The organism is Amaricoccus sp. (assembly GCF_017993425.1).
Lineage (GTDB): Bacteria > Pseudomonadota > Alphaproteobacteria > Rhodobacterales > Rhodobacteraceae > Amaricoccus.
Map to the genome: position 1 here is coordinate 65,173 of NZ_JAGOMQ010000020.1, position 13,742 is coordinate 78,914.

Genomic DNA, 13,742 nt, shown 5'->3' on the forward strand with positions numbered 1-13,742 from the left:
GGCGTTTCGGGCGGTAGAATGGACGGCGGCGAGACCATCGAGGTGAGCGTGCTCGGGGGCGTCGGCGATATCGCCGACGCCGAATGGGACGCCTGCGCCGCGCCCGAGGCCGCCGGGGGCGGCCGGCCCGTCGATCCCTTCACCACCCACCGGTTCCTCGCGGCGCTGGAGGACTCGGGCTCGGTCGGGCCGCGGACGGGCTGGGCGCCGCGGCATCTGGTGGCGCGGCAGGGCGGCGTGGCGATCGCGGCGATGCCGCTCTACGCCAAGAGCCACAGCCAGGGCGAGTATATCTTCGACCACGGCTGGGCGGACGCGCTGGAGCGGGCGGGCGGGCGCTATTATCCCAAGCTGCAATCGGCGGCGCCCTTCACCCCGGCGACCGGCCGGCGGTTCCTCACCCGGCCGGGCTTCGAGGCGACGGGCCGCGCCGCGCTGCTCGAGGCGGCGACGACGATCGCCGGGCGGAACGGGCTCTCGTCCTTCCACGTCACCTTCTGCACCGCCGCGGAGCGCGAGTGGGGCGAGGCCGCCGGCCTGCTGGCCCGGACCACCCAGCAGTTCCACTGGGTCAACCGCGGCTATGCCGATTTCGACGGATTCCTCGCCGACCTCGCCTCGCGCAAGCGGAAGGCGATCCGCAAGGAGCGCGCGCTGGCGCAGGGTTTCGGCGGCGAGATCGTCGCGCTGACCGACGACGCCATCGAGCCGGCGCACTGGGACGCCTTCTGGCGCTTCTATCAGGACACCGGGTCGCGCAAATGGGGGCGGCCCTACCTGACGCGGGGGTTCTTCGACCGGGTGCAGGCGACGATGCGCGACGACGCGCTGCTGGCGCTCGCCCGGCGGGAGGGCCGCTGGGTGGCCGGGGCGCTGAACTTCATCGGCCGCGACACGCTCTACGGCCGCTATTGGGGCTGCGTCGAGGACCATCCGTTCCTGCATTTCGAGCTCTGCTACTACCAGGCCATCGACTGGGCGATCGCCGCCGGGCTCGCCCGCGTCGAGGCGGGGGCGCAGGGCGAGCACAAGCTCGCCCGCGGCTACCTGCCGACCGAGACGCATTCGCTGCACTGGATCGCCCTGCCGGCGCTGCGCCGGGCGGTGGCGGAGTATCTCGACGCCGAGCGGCGGGCGGTGGGCCGCGAGATCGAGGCGCTGGCCGCCTACGGCCCGTTCCGCCGCGGCGGGGGGCCGGAGGAGGACTGAGCCCCCGACCGACCCCGGACGCGGGACCGGGTGACACCGGCGGCGGAGCCGCTATGTTGCGCGGCGACTGCCAGAAGGAGGGGTCCGATGACCCAAGGGATCGTTCTCTACACCAATCCCCGCTCGCGGGGGCGGATCGCGCACTGGATGCTCGAGGAGGTGGGCGCGCCCTACCGCGCCGAGTTCCTCGAGTTCGGCCCGGCGATGCGCACCCCGGAGTTCCTCGCGGTCAACCCCATGGGCAAGGTGCCGACGCTCGTCCATGGCCACGCCGTGGTGACCGAGGCGGCGGCGATCTGCGCCTACCTGGCCGACACCTTCCCCGAGGCCGGGCTCGCGCCGCGGCCGGGGGAGCGGGCGGGCTACTATCGCTGGCTGTTCTTCGCGGCGGGGCCGCTGGAGGCCGCGGTCACCAACAAGGCGCTCGGCTTCGCGCCGCCGGAGGACCGGCGGGGGATGGTCGGCTACGGCTCGTTCGAGGCGGTGATGGACACCATCGAGCGGGCGCTGGAGACGGGCCCCTTCGTCGCCGGCGACCGCTTCACCGCGGCCGACGTCTATTTCGGCTCGCAGATCGGCTGGGGGCTGATGTTCGGCTCGATCGAGGCGCGGCCGGCCTTCAAGGCCTACTGGGACCGGCTGGCGGTGCGGCCGGCGCTGGCGCGGGCCAACGCGGCCAACGAGGCCGCCATGGCGGAGGCGAGCTGACATGGCCGAGCTGCTGACCGAGGCGGAGCGGACCGCGGCGCTGCCGGCGCTGGGCGCGGCCGGCTGGGGCGCGGTCGAGGGCCGCGACGCGATCCGCAAGGTGTGGAAGTTCCGGAGCTTCGTCGAGGCCTGGGGCTTCATGTCCCGCGCGGCGCTCCACGCCGAGAAGCTGAACCACCACCCGGAGTGGACGAACATCTACAACGTGGTGGACGTGACGCTGACCACCCATGACTGCCGGGGCCTGTCGGGCCTCGACCTGAAGCTCGCCGGCAAGCTCGACGCGCTGGCCGGCCCGGAGGTGGAGGTCCAGCGCGACCATTCCGAGCCGGTGGAATGCCTGTGCCAGATCCATGCCCGGGAGGGCGGGCCGGCGTGAACCGGCCCGCGATCCCGAAGGTGTTCACGCGTGAATATTCGCTAAGCCATTGATTTAACGTGGTGGCGGGTTAACGGATCCTTGCTGCGGGCGTGCCGCGTCGGGGGTTGATCTCGCGGGCGCGGGCGGCCAACGTCGGGGTTCGAACCGGGGGATGACGCCATGACCGCCACGCTCGCCTCGCTGATCGCCAGCCACCCCTCGGACGCGCCGGCGCTCGGCGCGCCGGAGCGGGAATGGCTGGGCTTCGGCGGGCTCCGCCAGCTCGCGCACGAGGTGCGGGCGACGCTCGCCGAGGCGGGGATCGCCCGCGGCGACCGGGTGGCGATCGTGCTGCCGAACGGGCCGGAGATGGCGGCGGCCTTCGTGACCATCGCGCAGGCGGCGACGACGGCGCCGCTCAACCCGGCCTACCGGCGCGACGAGTTCGACTTCTACCTCGACGACCTCGGCGCGAAGGCGATCGTGCTCGCCGAGGGCGCGGAGGGTCCGGCGGCCGAGGCGGCGGCGGCGCGCGGGCTCGCGGTGCTGCGGCTGGCGGCGGAGGGGCCGGCGGGGCGGTTCCGTCTGCGCGCCGAGACCAAGGCCGGGCCGCCTGCCTTCGGCGCCGAGGCCGAGGCGGAGGACATCGCGCTGATCCTGCACACCTCCGGCACCACCTCGCGGCCGAAGATCGTGCCGCTGCTGCACGCGAACCTCGCCGCCTCGGCGAGGAACATCGGCGCGGCGCTGGCGCTCGCGCCCGGCGACCGATGCCTGAACGTGATGCCGCTCTTCCACATCCACGGGCTCGTGGCCGCCGTGACCGCGAGCCTCGCCGCCGGCGGCTCGGTCTGGTGCGCGCCCGGCTTCGACGCGCTGCGCTTCTTCGGCTGGCTCCACGCGGCGAAGCCGACCTGGTACACCGCGGTGCCGACGATGCACCAGGCGATCCTCGCGCGCTCGGCGCGGAACGCGGAGACGGTGCGCGCCGCGGGACTTCGGCTCATCCGCTCGTCGTCGGCCTCGCTGCCGCCGCAGGTGATGGTCGCGCTCGCCGAGACCTTCGCCTGCCCGGTGATCGAGAGCTACGGCATGACCGAGGCGACGCACCAGATGTGCTCGAACCCGCTGCCGCCCCGGGCGCAGAAGCCCGGCTCGGTCGGCGTCGCCGCGGGGCCGGAGGTCCGGATCGCCCACGAGGCCGAGGACCGGCTCACCCCCGGCGCGACCGGCGAGGTGGTGATCTCCGGGCCGAACGTGACGCCCGGCTACGAGGCGAACCCCGAGGCCAACCGCAAGAGCTTCTTCGAGGCCGAGGGGCGGCGCTGGTTCCGCACCGGCGACCAGGGGGCCTTCGACGCCGAGGGCTATCTCGGCCTGACCGGCCGGCTCAAGGAGATCATCAACCGCGGCGGCGAGAAGGTGAGCCCGCTCGAGGTCGACGCGGTGCTGATGGATCACCCCGCGGTGGCGCAGGTGGTGACCTTCGCGCTGCCGCACCCGAAGCTCGGCGAGGAGGTGGCCGCCGCGGTCGTGCTCCGCGAGGGGGCCGAGGCGAGCGAGGCCGACATCCGGGAGTTCGCGCGGACGCGGCTCGCGGAGTTCAAGACGCCGCGCCGCGTGGTGATCCTCGCCGAGATCCCCAAGGGCGCGACCGGCAAGCTGATGCGCATCGGGCTCGCGGCGAAGCTCGGGCTCGGCGAGGGCTGATGCGGATCTGCGTCTTCGGCGCCGGGGCGATCGGCGGCTACATGGCCGCGAGGCTGGCGCGCGCCGGCGCCGAGGTGAGCGTGGTGGCGCGCGGTCCGCATCTCGCGGCGATGCAGGCGCGCGGGCTGACGCTGGTCGAGGCGGGCGGGAGCTTCACCGTGCCGGTGCGGGCGACCGCCGACGCGGCAGAGCTGGGGCCGCAGGACTACGTGGTGCTGACCCTGAAGGCGCATTCGGTCCCGGCCGCCGTGCCGGCGATCCTGCCGCTCCTCGGGCCGGAGAGCACGCTGGTGAGCGGGGTCAACGGCGTGCCGTGGTGGTATTTCCACGGGCTGGAGGGGCCGCTCGCCGATGCCCGGCTCGCGAGCGTCGACCCGGGCGGGGTGCAGTGGGACGCCTTCCGGCCGGAGCGGGTGCTGGGCTGCGTGGTCTACCCGGCGGCCGAGGTGGCCGAGCCCGGGGTGGTCCGCCACGTCGAGGGCAACCGCTTCTCGCTCGGCGAGCCGACGGGGGAGCGGTCGGAGCGGGCGCTGCGCCTCGCGGCGGCGCTGGAGGCGGCGGGGCTGCGGGCGCCGGTGCGGCCGCGCATCCGCGACGAGATCTGGGTGAAGCTCTGGGGCAATCTCAGCTTCAACCCGATCTCGGCGCTGACGCTGGCGACGCTGGAGGACATCTGCGCCGATCCGGGGACGCGCGGCGTGGCGCGGGCGATGATGCTGGAGGCGCAGGCGGTCGGCGAGGCGCTCGGCGTGCGCTTCCCGATCGACGTCGACCGCCGGATCGAGGGCGCCGCCGCGGTGGGCGCGCACCGCACCTCGATGCTCCAGGATCTCGAGGCCGGCCGGCCGCTGGAGATCGACGCGCTGGTCGGCGCGGTGCAGGAGCTGGGCGGGCTGACCGGCGTGGCGACGCCGGTCCTCGACGCGATTCTCGGGCTGATTCGGCTCCGGGCCCGCGAGGCGGGGCTCTACCCGAGCTGATGCTGCGCTGCGGCGATTATGCTGCAGAGCGTCATTTTCCTTTGAGTCTGCAAGGGTTGCGCGCGGAAAACCGCCGACAGGTCAGCGGCGGGTCGACCTGCTGCAACGCAGCATGGCAGTTTCGCGTTCCCAGGAACTGCCAAGGGAGCGTGACGATGCGCCTTGCGACCAAGACCATCGCGACCGTCCTTCTCGCGTTCTCGCTGGCGCCGATGGCGCAGGCGAACGAATCCTCGGGCCGGACGCAGGCCGAGCAGGCCTGCCTGACCGAGGCGATCTATTTCGAGGCGGCGCCGAGCGCGGCCTCGCAGCAGGCGGTCGGCCACGTGATCCTGAACCGGACGCGCGACCCGCGCTTCCCGGGCTCGGTCTGCGGGGTGGTCAAGCAGGGCTGCCAGTTCTCCTACCGCTGCTCCGGCCGGTCGCTGGCGTTGCGCGACAAGGTCAAGCGCCGCGGCGCCGAGCAGGCCGCCTCGGCGGTGCTGGCCGGCGGCGGCGACCCGACGAGCGGCGCGCTCTACTTCCACTCAGCCAAGGCGCGGCCGGGCGGCTTCTTCTCGAAGCGGCCCCGGGTGGGGGTGATCGGCGGGAACGTGTTCTACCGCTGACGCCGGCGCCTTTGGCGTCCCCGACAGGACTTGAACCTGTGACCTATCGCTTAGGAGGCGATCGCTCTATCCGCTGAGCTACGGGGACGGCAGGGCCTTCTTAGCCCGAAGCGGGCCGCGAGGCCAAGGCTTCACAGGCGGGCGCGGGTGGAGCGGGGGGTGGTGAGCAGGAGGCTCGTCTCGCTCGTCGCCACCCCGGGCAGCAGGCGGATGCGGCGCAGCGTCGCGTCGAAGTCGGCGAGGCTCGCGGCGCCGAGCTCGACCACCAGATCCCAGCGGCCGTTGGTGGTGTGGAGGGCGGCGACCTCGGGCATCGCGCCGAGGGCGCGGATCACCTTCGCCGTGGTCTGGCCGTCGATGGCGATCAGCATGACCCCGCGGACCGCCGCCTCGACCGCGTCGGCGGGCAGGATCACCGTATAGCCGAGGATCTCGCCGCGCGCCTCCAGCCGGGCGATGCGGGCGCGCACCGTGGCGCGCGCGACGTCGAGCTCGACCGCGAGGTCCGAGACGGAGCGGCGGGCGTCGTGCCGCAAGAGCGACACCAGCTTCTGGTCGAGCGGGTCCAATTTGCCGATCCGGTAGATTCGTCTGCCGATATGATAGATCGGCCTGCCGGATGCGCCAATCCAGTCTCTCAACCTCGCCGCGCCCGTGATGTCGCATTGCGGCATGGGACACATTCACGCTGCATCGCAAATCCGCCTCGTCGGGGCGCCGGTCGAGGAGGGCGCGGGCCGGCCCGGCTGCGCGCTGGGGCCGCGGGCGCTGCGCGCCGCCGGCATCGGCGCGGCGCTCGGGGCCGTCGACCTCGGCGACGTCGCGCCGCGACAGGCCCGCCCGCTCTGCCACGGCAACGCGGCGCTGAAGGCGCTGCCCGAGGTCTCCGCCTGGACCGAGGCGCTGGCCGAGGCGGCGCTGGCCGCCTCGGAGGGCGGCGTGCCGGTCTTCCTCGGCGGCGACCACAGCCTGTCTGCCGGGACGGTGACCGGGATGGCGCGGCGGGCGGCGGCGCTGGGGCGGCCGCTCTTCCTGCTCTGGCTCGACGCGCACCCGGACTTCCACACCCTCGACACCACCACGAGCGGCAACCTGCACGGCACGCCCGCGGCCTACGCCACCGGGCGGCCGGGGTTCGAGGGCTACTTCCCGGCGCTCGCCGCGCCGGTCGATCCGCGGCGGGTCTGCATGCTCGGGGTGCGCAGCGTCGATCCGGCCGAGGCGGGGGCGCTCGCCGAGGCGGGCGTGGCGGCGCACGGCGTGCCCGGGCTCGGCCGGGCGCTGACCGCGTTCCTCTCCCGCGTGGCGGCGGAGGACGGCCTCCTGCACGTGAGCCTCGACGTCGACTTCCTCGATCCCGGCCTCGCGCCGGCGGTCGGCACCACCGTCCCCGCAGGCGCGGGGCGGCGGGCGGCGCTGGCGGCGATGGACCGCCTGCGCGCCTCCGGCCGGGTGGCGAGCCTCGACCTCGTCGAGCTCAACCCCCGCCTCGACCGCGGCGGCCGCACGGCCCGGCTGATGGTCGAGCTGGCGGCGCGGCTGCTGGGGAGAAGGACATGACCGTCGCCGCCCTGAACCTCGTGCCCTTCGTCAGCGTCGACCACATGATGCGGCTCGTCCACGCCACCGGGATCGAGCGCTTCCTGACCGAGCTCGGCCAGCGGATCGAGGCGGACCTCACGCGGTGGGAGAGCTTCGAGCGCACGCCGCGCGTGGCGAGCCACAGCGCCGGCGGCGTCATCGAGCTGATGCCGACCTCCGACGGCGCCACCTACGGCTTCAAGTACGTGAACGGCCATCCCGGCAACGCCCGCGACGGCCGCCAGACCGTGGCCGCCTTCGGGATGCTGGCCGACGTCGCCACCGGCTACCCGCTCCTCCTCTCCGAGATGACGCTGCTGACCGCCTTCCGCACCGCCGCAACCTCCGCCGTGGCCGCCCGCCATCTGGCGCCCGCGGGGGCGCGAACCCACGCCATCATCGGCAACGGCGCGCAATGCGAGTTCCAGGCGCTGGCCTTCCGCGCGATCTGCGGCGCGGACACGGTGCGCCTCTGGGACCTCGACCCCGCCGCGACCGAGAAGAGCTGCCGCAACCTCGCCGCGGCCGGCCTCGCGGTCACCGCCTGCCGGACGGCGGAGGAGGCGATCGAGGGGGCGCAGATCGTCACCACCTGCACGGCCGACAAGGCCCGGGCGACCATCCTGACCGACAACATGGTCGGCGCCGGCGTCCACATCAACGCGATCGGCGGCGACTGCCCGGGCAAGACCGAGCTGCACCGCGACATCCTGATGCGCGCGGACATCTTCGTCGAGCACCCGCCGCAGACCCGGGTCGAGGGCGAGATCCAGCAGCTCGCCCCCGACCACCCGGTCACCGAGCTGTGGCGCGTGGTGGCCGGCCTCGCGCCCGGCCGGCGCTCGGCCGCGGCGATCACCCTCTTCGACTCGGTCGGCTTCGCCATCGAGGACTTTTCCGCCCTGCGCTACGTCCGCGAGCGGCTCTCCGCGACCGGCCTCGGCGAGGCCCTCGACCTCGTCGCCGACCCCGACGATCCCCGCGACCTCTACGGCATGCTGATGCGCGCCGCCGCCGTCTGACCCGCGCCCGCCGCCGCGCGACGCCGGGCCGGCTCGGGCGCGCGCGCCCCAAGGCTTTCATTCAGGTTTGCTAACCTGGAGAGCAGTCGGTTTTCCGCCAACAGGCGGAAAACAAGCAAAGAAGACTCTGCGCGCACCTGCGCGCTCCTTGTGGCCGCAAAGGCGGCCGCGCGGCCCCCCGGGCCGCGCCCGGGGCGGGGCGCAAGGACAGGCAGCCTTGCGAGCGCCGGAGCTTCGAGCCGCCATCTCAAAGGGCCGGGCGCCCCCCGTCAGGCCGGCTCGCGCGCGTGGTCCTGCACGATGCGCTCCGCCGCCTTGCCGTGCAACTCCTCGTAATGGTCGAACGCCTCGGAGAACCAGCCCACGCCCTGCGTCGCCGCCCGCACGTCGTTGGCGAGCCCCGGCAGCGCCGCCGCGGGGAGCAGCGCCTCGAACACCTCCCAGCCCCGCGCCTCCGGGTCCGGCTCGAAGCCGAGCGGCTGGCCGTGCAGCGCCGAGACGATCGGCCCGAAGCCGCCGGTGAAGATCGAGGGCGCGTGGATGGCGACGCGGTGGATCGGCTGCAGCAGCACCGCCCCGGCCGCCTCCAGCGCCTCGCCGACGCCGCGGCGGCCGGCGATGCGGAAGGCCATGTCCGAGCTGTCCACCGCATGGGCCTGCCCGTCGGTCAGCGTCACCGCCACGTCGACGACCGGGAACCCGAGCGGCCCCTTCTCCATGGCGTCGCGCGCCCCCGCCTCGACCGCCGGGATGTAGTTCCGCGGCACCGCGCCCCCCTTCACGGTCTCGGCGAAGGAGAAGCCCGCGCCCCGCGCCGCCGGCGCGATCGTCATCTTCACGTCGGCGAACTGCCCGGCGCCGCCGGTCTGCTTCTTGTGCCGGTAGGCGACGTCATGCCCCTTGGTAATCGTCTCGCGATAGGCCGGGCTCGGGTCGAGATCGGCCACCTCGAGCCCGAAGGCGTCCTTCAGCCGCTGGCGCACCAGCCGCAGGTGCAGCGGCCCCTGCAGGCTGGCCAGCGCCCCGCCGGTCGCCGGGTCCTGGGTCACCCCGAGCCCGCCGTCCGATTCCGCGAGCGTCTGCAACGCGCCCGAGAGCTTCACCCCGTCCCGCTCGTTCGCCGGCGCGATCAGCCGGTGCAGCATCGCCGGCAGCGCCACGGTCCAGCCCGGCGCGTCGTGCAGCGCCGACTGGGTGGCGAGGCGCCCCGGCGCGAGATGGTCGGCCTTGACCGCCTGCACGATCTCGCCCTCGGCGACCTCGTCGAGATGGCGCTGCTCGCGCGGGTCGGCCGGCGACAGCTGGCCGGGGGCGCGGCCGCCGAGCGGGCGTGTGGCCGGCAGCGCCTCGAAGGCGCGCAGGAGCGCGATCCGGCCCATGTGCTTGCGGTAGCCGCCGGCGAAGACCACGGCGGCGGGCGGCTCCGCGAGGCCCGCCTGCGCCTGCAGCCGGGCGCGCAGCGCCCCGGGCTGCGGGGCCTCGTGGCGCAGCGCCTTCAGGAGCCGCACCACGCCGTTGCCGTGCAGCCCCGAGCCGATCAGCGCCTCCTCGACCTTGTTCTCGGCCAGCGCCCGGGCGCAGAGCGCATAGACCTCGCCCGAGGGCGGCACCCGCTCCTCGATCAGCTCCTCGAGCAGGTGGTCGTCGAACTCCGAGAGCGATTCCAGCAGCTGGTCGCGCGCCTCGTGCTCGCGCTCGGCGAGGTCGGGGGGCAGCTCGATCAGCTGCGACGGCTCGCCCTCGCGATAGGACCAGGCGCGCTCCGAGACGAGGTCGACCGCGCCGGTGATGCGCTCGCCGTCGCGGATCGGGATCTGGCGCAGGATGATCGGGTGCTCGGCATAGTCCTGCAGCGCGGCTACAAGCGCGCTCATCCGCGCCGTCGCCTCGTCGATGCGGTTGACGAAGATCAGCGCCGGCGTCCCCGCCGCGGCGACGGCGTGCAGGTAGGGCGCGGCGAGCGGAGCCGCCTCCGGGTCGGGGGTGACGCAGATCACCGCCACGTCCGCCGCGAGCAGCGCCGCCTTGGCGACGTGCAGCGCCTCGATCGAGCCGGGCGCGTCGATCGCCTGCCAGCGCTCGCCGAGATGCGTGAAGCCCGCCACCCGCGCCTCGCCGGGCGCCGCGGCGGGCTGCGTCGCGCCGCCCTCGAGCGTGCAGAACCGGTCGACGAGCGTCGATTTGCCGGTGTTCGAAGCGCCGAGCACCGCCAGCGTCCGCGTCATGGTCGTTCTCCCCGTCGGCCTTGGTTGCGGAGGATCATAGGCCGGGGTCGGGCGCGATTCCTAGCGGGTTGGTCGCCCGCCGGCCGTCCGGCCGCACGGCGGGGCGGCGCGGGCGGCGCCGCTCGCGCCACGCCGCAGCGCGCCGCGGGCGCGACGGCCGAACCCGCGCGACCTCGACGCGGCGCCCTGGTCGGGCCGCCGCAGGACGGCGGAGGCGCTCGGCTGTCCGCCCGCCGCAGGCGGGCGGAACCTCAGCGCCGGTCGCGGGCCGAGAGGAGCTTCAGCCGCAGCGCGTTGAGGCGGATGAAGCCGGCGGCGTCCTTCTGGTCGTAGGCGCCGGCGTCCTCCTCGAAGGTCACGTGCTTCTCGGAGTAGAGGCTGTCCGGCGAGGAGCGCCCGACCACCGTGGCGAGGCCCTTGTAGAGCTTCACCCGCACCGTGCCGTTGACGCGCTCCTGGCTGCGGTCGATCGCCGCCTGCAGCATCTCGCGCTCCGGCGAGAACCAGAAGCCGTTGTAGATGAGCTCGGCATAGCGCGGCATCAGCTCGTCCTTGAGGTGCCCGGCGCCGCGGTCGAGCGTGATCGACTCGATGCCGCGATGCGCCGCCAGCAGCACCGTCCCCCCCGGCGTCTCGTAGACGCCGCGCGACTTCATCCCGACGAAGCGGTTCTCCACGAGGTCGAGCCGCCCGACGCCGTGCCGGCCGCCGAGCGCGTTCAGCTTCGTCAGCAGCGCCGCCGGGGTCAGCCGCTCGCCGTCGATGGCGACCGGGTCGCCGCGCTCGAAGGCGATCTCGACGTATTCCGGCGCGTCCGGCGCCTTCTCCGGGTCGACGGTGCGCTGGTAGACGTAGTCCGGCGCCTCCTCGGCCGGGTTCTCCAGCACCTTGCCCTCGGACGAGGTGTGCAGCAGGTTCGCGTCGACCGAGAACGGCGCCTCGCCGCGCTTGTCCCGCGCGATCGGGATCTGGTTCTCCTCGGCGAAGGCGATGAGCCTGGTGCGGCTGGTCAGGTCCCATTCCCGCCACGGCGCGATCACCCGGATATGCGGGTCGAGCGCATAGGCCGAGAGCTCGAAGCGCACCTGGTCGTTGCCCTTGCCGGTCGCGCCATGGGCCACCGCGTCGGCGCCGGTCGCCTCGGCGATCTCCACCAGCCGCTTGGCGATCAGCGGCCGGGCGATCGAGGTGCCGAGGAGGTAGAGCCCCTCGTAGACCGCGTTGGCCCGGAACATCGGGAAGACGAAGTCGCGCACGAACTCCTCGCGCAGGTCCTCGATATGGATGTTCTCCGGCTTGATCCCGAGCAGGATCGCCTTCTGCCGGGCGGGCTCCAGCTCCTCGCCCTGGCCGAGGTCGGCGGTGAAGGTCACCACCTCGCAGCCGTACTCGGTCTGCAGCCACTTGAGGATGATCGAGGTGTCGAGGCCGCCGGAATAGGCGAGCACGACCTTCTTCGGTGGGGTCATGGGGGACGGCTCCGCTATGTCGCGTGCGGGGTAGCGGGTTTCGCGCCGCCCGGCAAGGAACCCCCGCCGCCCTTGGTTCAGGACGCGTTACCGCGGGTGAGACTGCACGGCAAAGGCCACGGATCGCGGCCGCCCGCGCGGGCTCCGGGTTCCCTTCCAGGCGGTAGGCGCCGTCAGGAACAGCGTGTTGCGCGCTCGTCGAAGCCTTCGCCGATGCGGCGCCCGGCGGTGAGGACGAGGCCTTCCGCCTCGATGGCAGGCGCCGCGCCGGACTGCCGTCGTTCCTCCGCGGACAGGTCGTCGTGCGGCCGCAAGGACCGCATAAGGCGCTGACGGCGACGAGCTGGCGCTCTCCTGTGTCACATCCGACACAGTCATGCGCGCTGCGGTTTCCGTAAACTCGACTAAAGCGCTCGGATTCGCTAGCCGCGGACCATGGGCGTCGGACGGGCGCCCGGATCCCAAGAAGCCAGCGGCGCGTCTCGCAAAGCCAGCACCCTTTCTCGCGATTGGATGATGGCATGACGAAGAGAGTGACCCGCAACACGATGGCGGCGCTGCTGGCGGGCGCGGCGCTCGCGCCCGGCGCCTGGGCGCAGACGCTCGACGAGCCCGGCGAGGGCGTGACGCTCGACACCATGGTCGTCACGGCCTCGGGCGGGCCGGTCGACCTGCGCGACGCGCCGGCGAGCATCACGGTCATCACCCAGGAGGAGATCCGCAACACCGCCGCGCAGAACGTGCGCGACGTGCTCTCCAAGACCGAGGGCATCACGCTCGGCCGCGGCGGCAACATGAACACCGTGCAGATCCGCGGCCTCTCGGAGCGCTACACGCTGTTCCTGATCGACGGCAAGCGGGTCAGTTCCGACCCGAACCTCTTCCGCGGCAACGACTACGACTCGGGCTGGATCCCGGTCGACGCGATCGAGCGCATCGAGGTGGTGCGCGGCCCGATGTCCTCGCTCTACGGCTCCGACGCCATGGGCGGCGTCATCAACATCATCACCAAGAAGGACGCCGACGAGCTGACCGGCTCGCTGACGGCGGACTACACGCTCCAGGAGAACAGCAAGGCCGGCGACAGCTGGCTGACGAGCATGTATCTCGCCGGGCCGCTCGCCGACCAGGTGGGCTTTCGCCTCTCGGGCTCCTGGGCGCATCGCGACGCGGACGACTGGGAGATCAACGAGGATCCCTCGCTCGCGGGCTTCACCGAGGCGACCGACAAGTTCCTCGACGGCACGCTCTACTGGCGCCCGAACGCCGAGAACGAGGTCGAGGTGAACGGCGGCTGGTCGGAGCGCGACCATGACGGCTTCCCGCTGAAGCGCTACGAGGTCGGCGTCACCCATTACGGCTACTACGGCTTCGGCACGACCGAGTCGCGGATCTGGGCCGACCGGATCGAGAATGAGTACGGCCACGGCAACCGGCTTGGCGAGGACCAGCCCAACACCGCCTGGAACAACGGCTTCGACGGCAAGGCGGTCATGCCGCTGACCTGGGGCGCGCCGCAGAGCCTGACGCTCGGCCTGTCCTATCTCTACCAGAAGATCGAGGACACCTACGTGCTGACCGGCCCGGGCGGGTCGGAATCCTCGGTCTGGCAGGGCGCGCTCTACGCCGAGGACGAGATCCGCTTCACCGACGACTTCCTGGTGACGCTCGGCCTGCGCTACGACGACAACGAGTACTACGGCGGGCACGTCTCGCCGCGCGTCTACGGCGTCTACCACCTGATACCGGATTCGGATGATCAGGTCGGCTTCCTGGCTTCGGGCCACCAGTGGAAGGTGGTGTTTGCGGCAATGAGGGGGCGGTCCTGGCGGAGGGTTCTGCACCGCTCGGCGAGGACGGCATCGAGAT

11 protein-coding genes, 1 tRNA gene and 1 pseudogene are annotated in these 13,742 nt (G+C 73.1%); 9 read left to right on the plus strand and 4 right to left on the minus strand.

The genetic code is table 11. The annotated features are described in order from the left end of the window. Positions 1-18 precede the first annotated feature (18 nt). The 6 genes and pseudogenes from KBB57_RS11335 to KBB57_RS11360 all read left to right on the plus strand — a co-directional run bounded on the left by KBB57_RS11335 (position 19) and on the right by KBB57_RS11360 (position 5,576). A complete protein-coding gene (locus tag KBB57_RS11335) occupies positions 19-1,209 on the plus strand; it encodes a GNAT family N-acetyltransferase (RefSeq protein WP_290750040.1) in 1,191 nt (396 codons plus the stop codon). Between the two features lie 87 nt (positions 1,210-1,296). Beyond that, entirely contained in the window at positions 1,297-1,917 is a 621-nt protein-coding gene (locus tag KBB57_RS11340; protein WP_290750043.1) for a glutathione S-transferase family protein, read from the plus strand. Between the two features lies 1 nt (position 1,918). Continuing rightward, positions 1,919-2,212, plus strand: a pseudogene (locus KBB57_RS11345) (4a-hydroxytetrahydrobiopterin dehydratase); the annotation flags it as partial. 246 nt (positions 2,213-2,458) lie between these two features. Then, complete coding sequence (locus KBB57_RS11350; protein ID WP_290750045.1) at positions 2,459-3,988, plus strand: acyl--CoA ligase; 1,530 nt, start codon at positions 2,459-2,461, stop codon at positions 3,986-3,988. After that, entirely contained in the window at positions 3,988-4,968 is a 981-nt protein-coding gene (locus tag KBB57_RS11355; RefSeq protein WP_290750047.1) for a 2-dehydropantoate 2-reductase, read from the plus strand. Before KBB57_RS11350 ends, KBB57_RS11355 begins: the two co-directional genes overlap by 1 nt. 155 nt (positions 4,969-5,123) lie before the next feature. Next, on the plus strand, positions 5,124-5,576 hold the full coding sequence (locus tag KBB57_RS11360; protein ID WP_290750050.1) for a cell wall hydrolase: 453 nt from the start codon (positions 5,124-5,126) through the stop codon (positions 5,574-5,576). A 12-nt stretch (positions 5,577-5,588) separates the two neighbouring features. Here the strand turns inward: KBB57_RS11360 and KBB57_RS11365 are convergent. Both KBB57_RS11365 and KBB57_RS11370 read right to left on the minus strand, forming a co-directional pair. Continuing rightward, positions 5,589-5,664, minus strand: a tRNA-Arg gene (locus KBB57_RS11365). A 43-nt stretch (positions 5,665-5,707) separates the two neighbouring features. Continuing rightward, a complete protein-coding gene (locus KBB57_RS11370; RefSeq protein WP_290750052.1) occupies positions 5,708-6,145 on the minus strand; it encodes an Lrp/AsnC family transcriptional regulator in 438 nt (145 codons plus the stop codon). 103 nt (positions 6,146-6,248) lie between these two features. Here KBB57_RS11370 and rocF point away from each other — a divergent pair, with 103 nt between their 5' ends. Continuing rightward, positions 6,249-7,136: an arginase gene (rocF, locus tag KBB57_RS11375; RefSeq protein ID WP_290750054.1), complete on the plus strand. Its 888-nt coding sequence runs from the start codon at positions 6,249-6,251 to the stop codon at positions 7,134-7,136. Further along, the gene (locus tag KBB57_RS11380) at positions 7,133-8,179 is read left to right on the plus strand and encodes an ornithine cyclodeaminase (RefSeq protein WP_290750056.1); all 1,047 of its coding nucleotides are present in this window, start codon (positions 7,133-7,135) and stop codon (positions 8,177-8,179) included. Before rocF ends, KBB57_RS11380 begins: the two co-directional genes overlap by 4 nt. 269 nt (positions 8,180-8,448) lie before the next feature. Here KBB57_RS11380 and KBB57_RS11385 read toward each other — a convergent pair whose 3' ends face one another. Both KBB57_RS11385 and KBB57_RS11390 read right to left on the minus strand, forming a co-directional pair. Next, positions 8,449-10,404 (minus strand): elongation factor G, encoded by a 1,956-nt coding sequence (locus KBB57_RS11385; RefSeq protein WP_290750058.1) that lies wholly within the window; start codon positions 10,402-10,404, stop codon positions 8,449-8,451. Between the two features lie 251 nt (positions 10,405-10,655). Beyond that, positions 10,656-11,873: an argininosuccinate synthase gene (locus tag KBB57_RS11390; protein ID WP_290750061.1), complete on the minus strand. Its 1,218-nt coding sequence runs from the start codon at positions 11,871-11,873 to the stop codon at positions 10,656-10,658. 521 nt (positions 11,874-12,394) lie between these two features. Here KBB57_RS11390 and KBB57_RS11395 point away from each other — a divergent pair. After that, the coding region (locus KBB57_RS11395) for a TonB-dependent receptor (protein WP_290750064.1) at positions 12,395-13,742 on the plus strand (1,348 nt) is incomplete at its 3' end.

Excerpts from the sequence above, each read along its gene's own strand:
- KBB57_RS11335 (WP_290750040.1), top strand. The coding sequence starts at position 19 with ATGGACGGCGGCGAGACCATCGAGGTGAGCGTGCTCGGGGGCGTCGGC.
- KBB57_RS11340 (WP_290750043.1), top strand. The coding sequence starts at position 1,297 with ATGACCCAAGGGATCGTTCTCTACACCAATCCCCGCTCGCGGGGGCGG.
- KBB57_RS11350 (WP_290750045.1), top strand. The coding sequence starts at position 2,459 with ATGACCGCCACGCTCGCCTCGCTGATCGCCAGCCACCCCTCGGACGCG.
- KBB57_RS11355 (WP_290750047.1), top strand. The coding sequence starts at position 3,988 with ATGCGGATCTGCGTCTTCGGCGCCGGGGCGATCGGCGGCTACATGGCC.
- KBB57_RS11360 (WP_290750050.1), top strand. The coding sequence starts at position 5,124 with ATGCGCCTTGCGACCAAGACCATCGCGACCGTCCTTCTCGCGTTCTCG.
- rocF (WP_290750054.1), top strand. The coding sequence starts at position 6,249 with ATGGGACACATTCACGCTGCATCGCAAATCCGCCTCGTCGGGGCGCCG.
- KBB57_RS11380 (WP_290750056.1), top strand. The coding sequence starts at position 7,133 with ATGACCGTCGCCGCCCTGAACCTCGTGCCCTTCGTCAGCGTCGACCAC.
- KBB57_RS11385 (WP_290750058.1), bottom strand. The coding sequence starts at position 10,404 with ATGACGCGGACGCTGGCGGTGCTCGGCGCTTCGAACACCGGCAAATCG.
- KBB57_RS11390 (WP_290750061.1), bottom strand. The coding sequence starts at position 11,873 with ATGACCCCACCGAAGAAGGTCGTGCTCGCCTATTCCGGCGGCCTCGAC.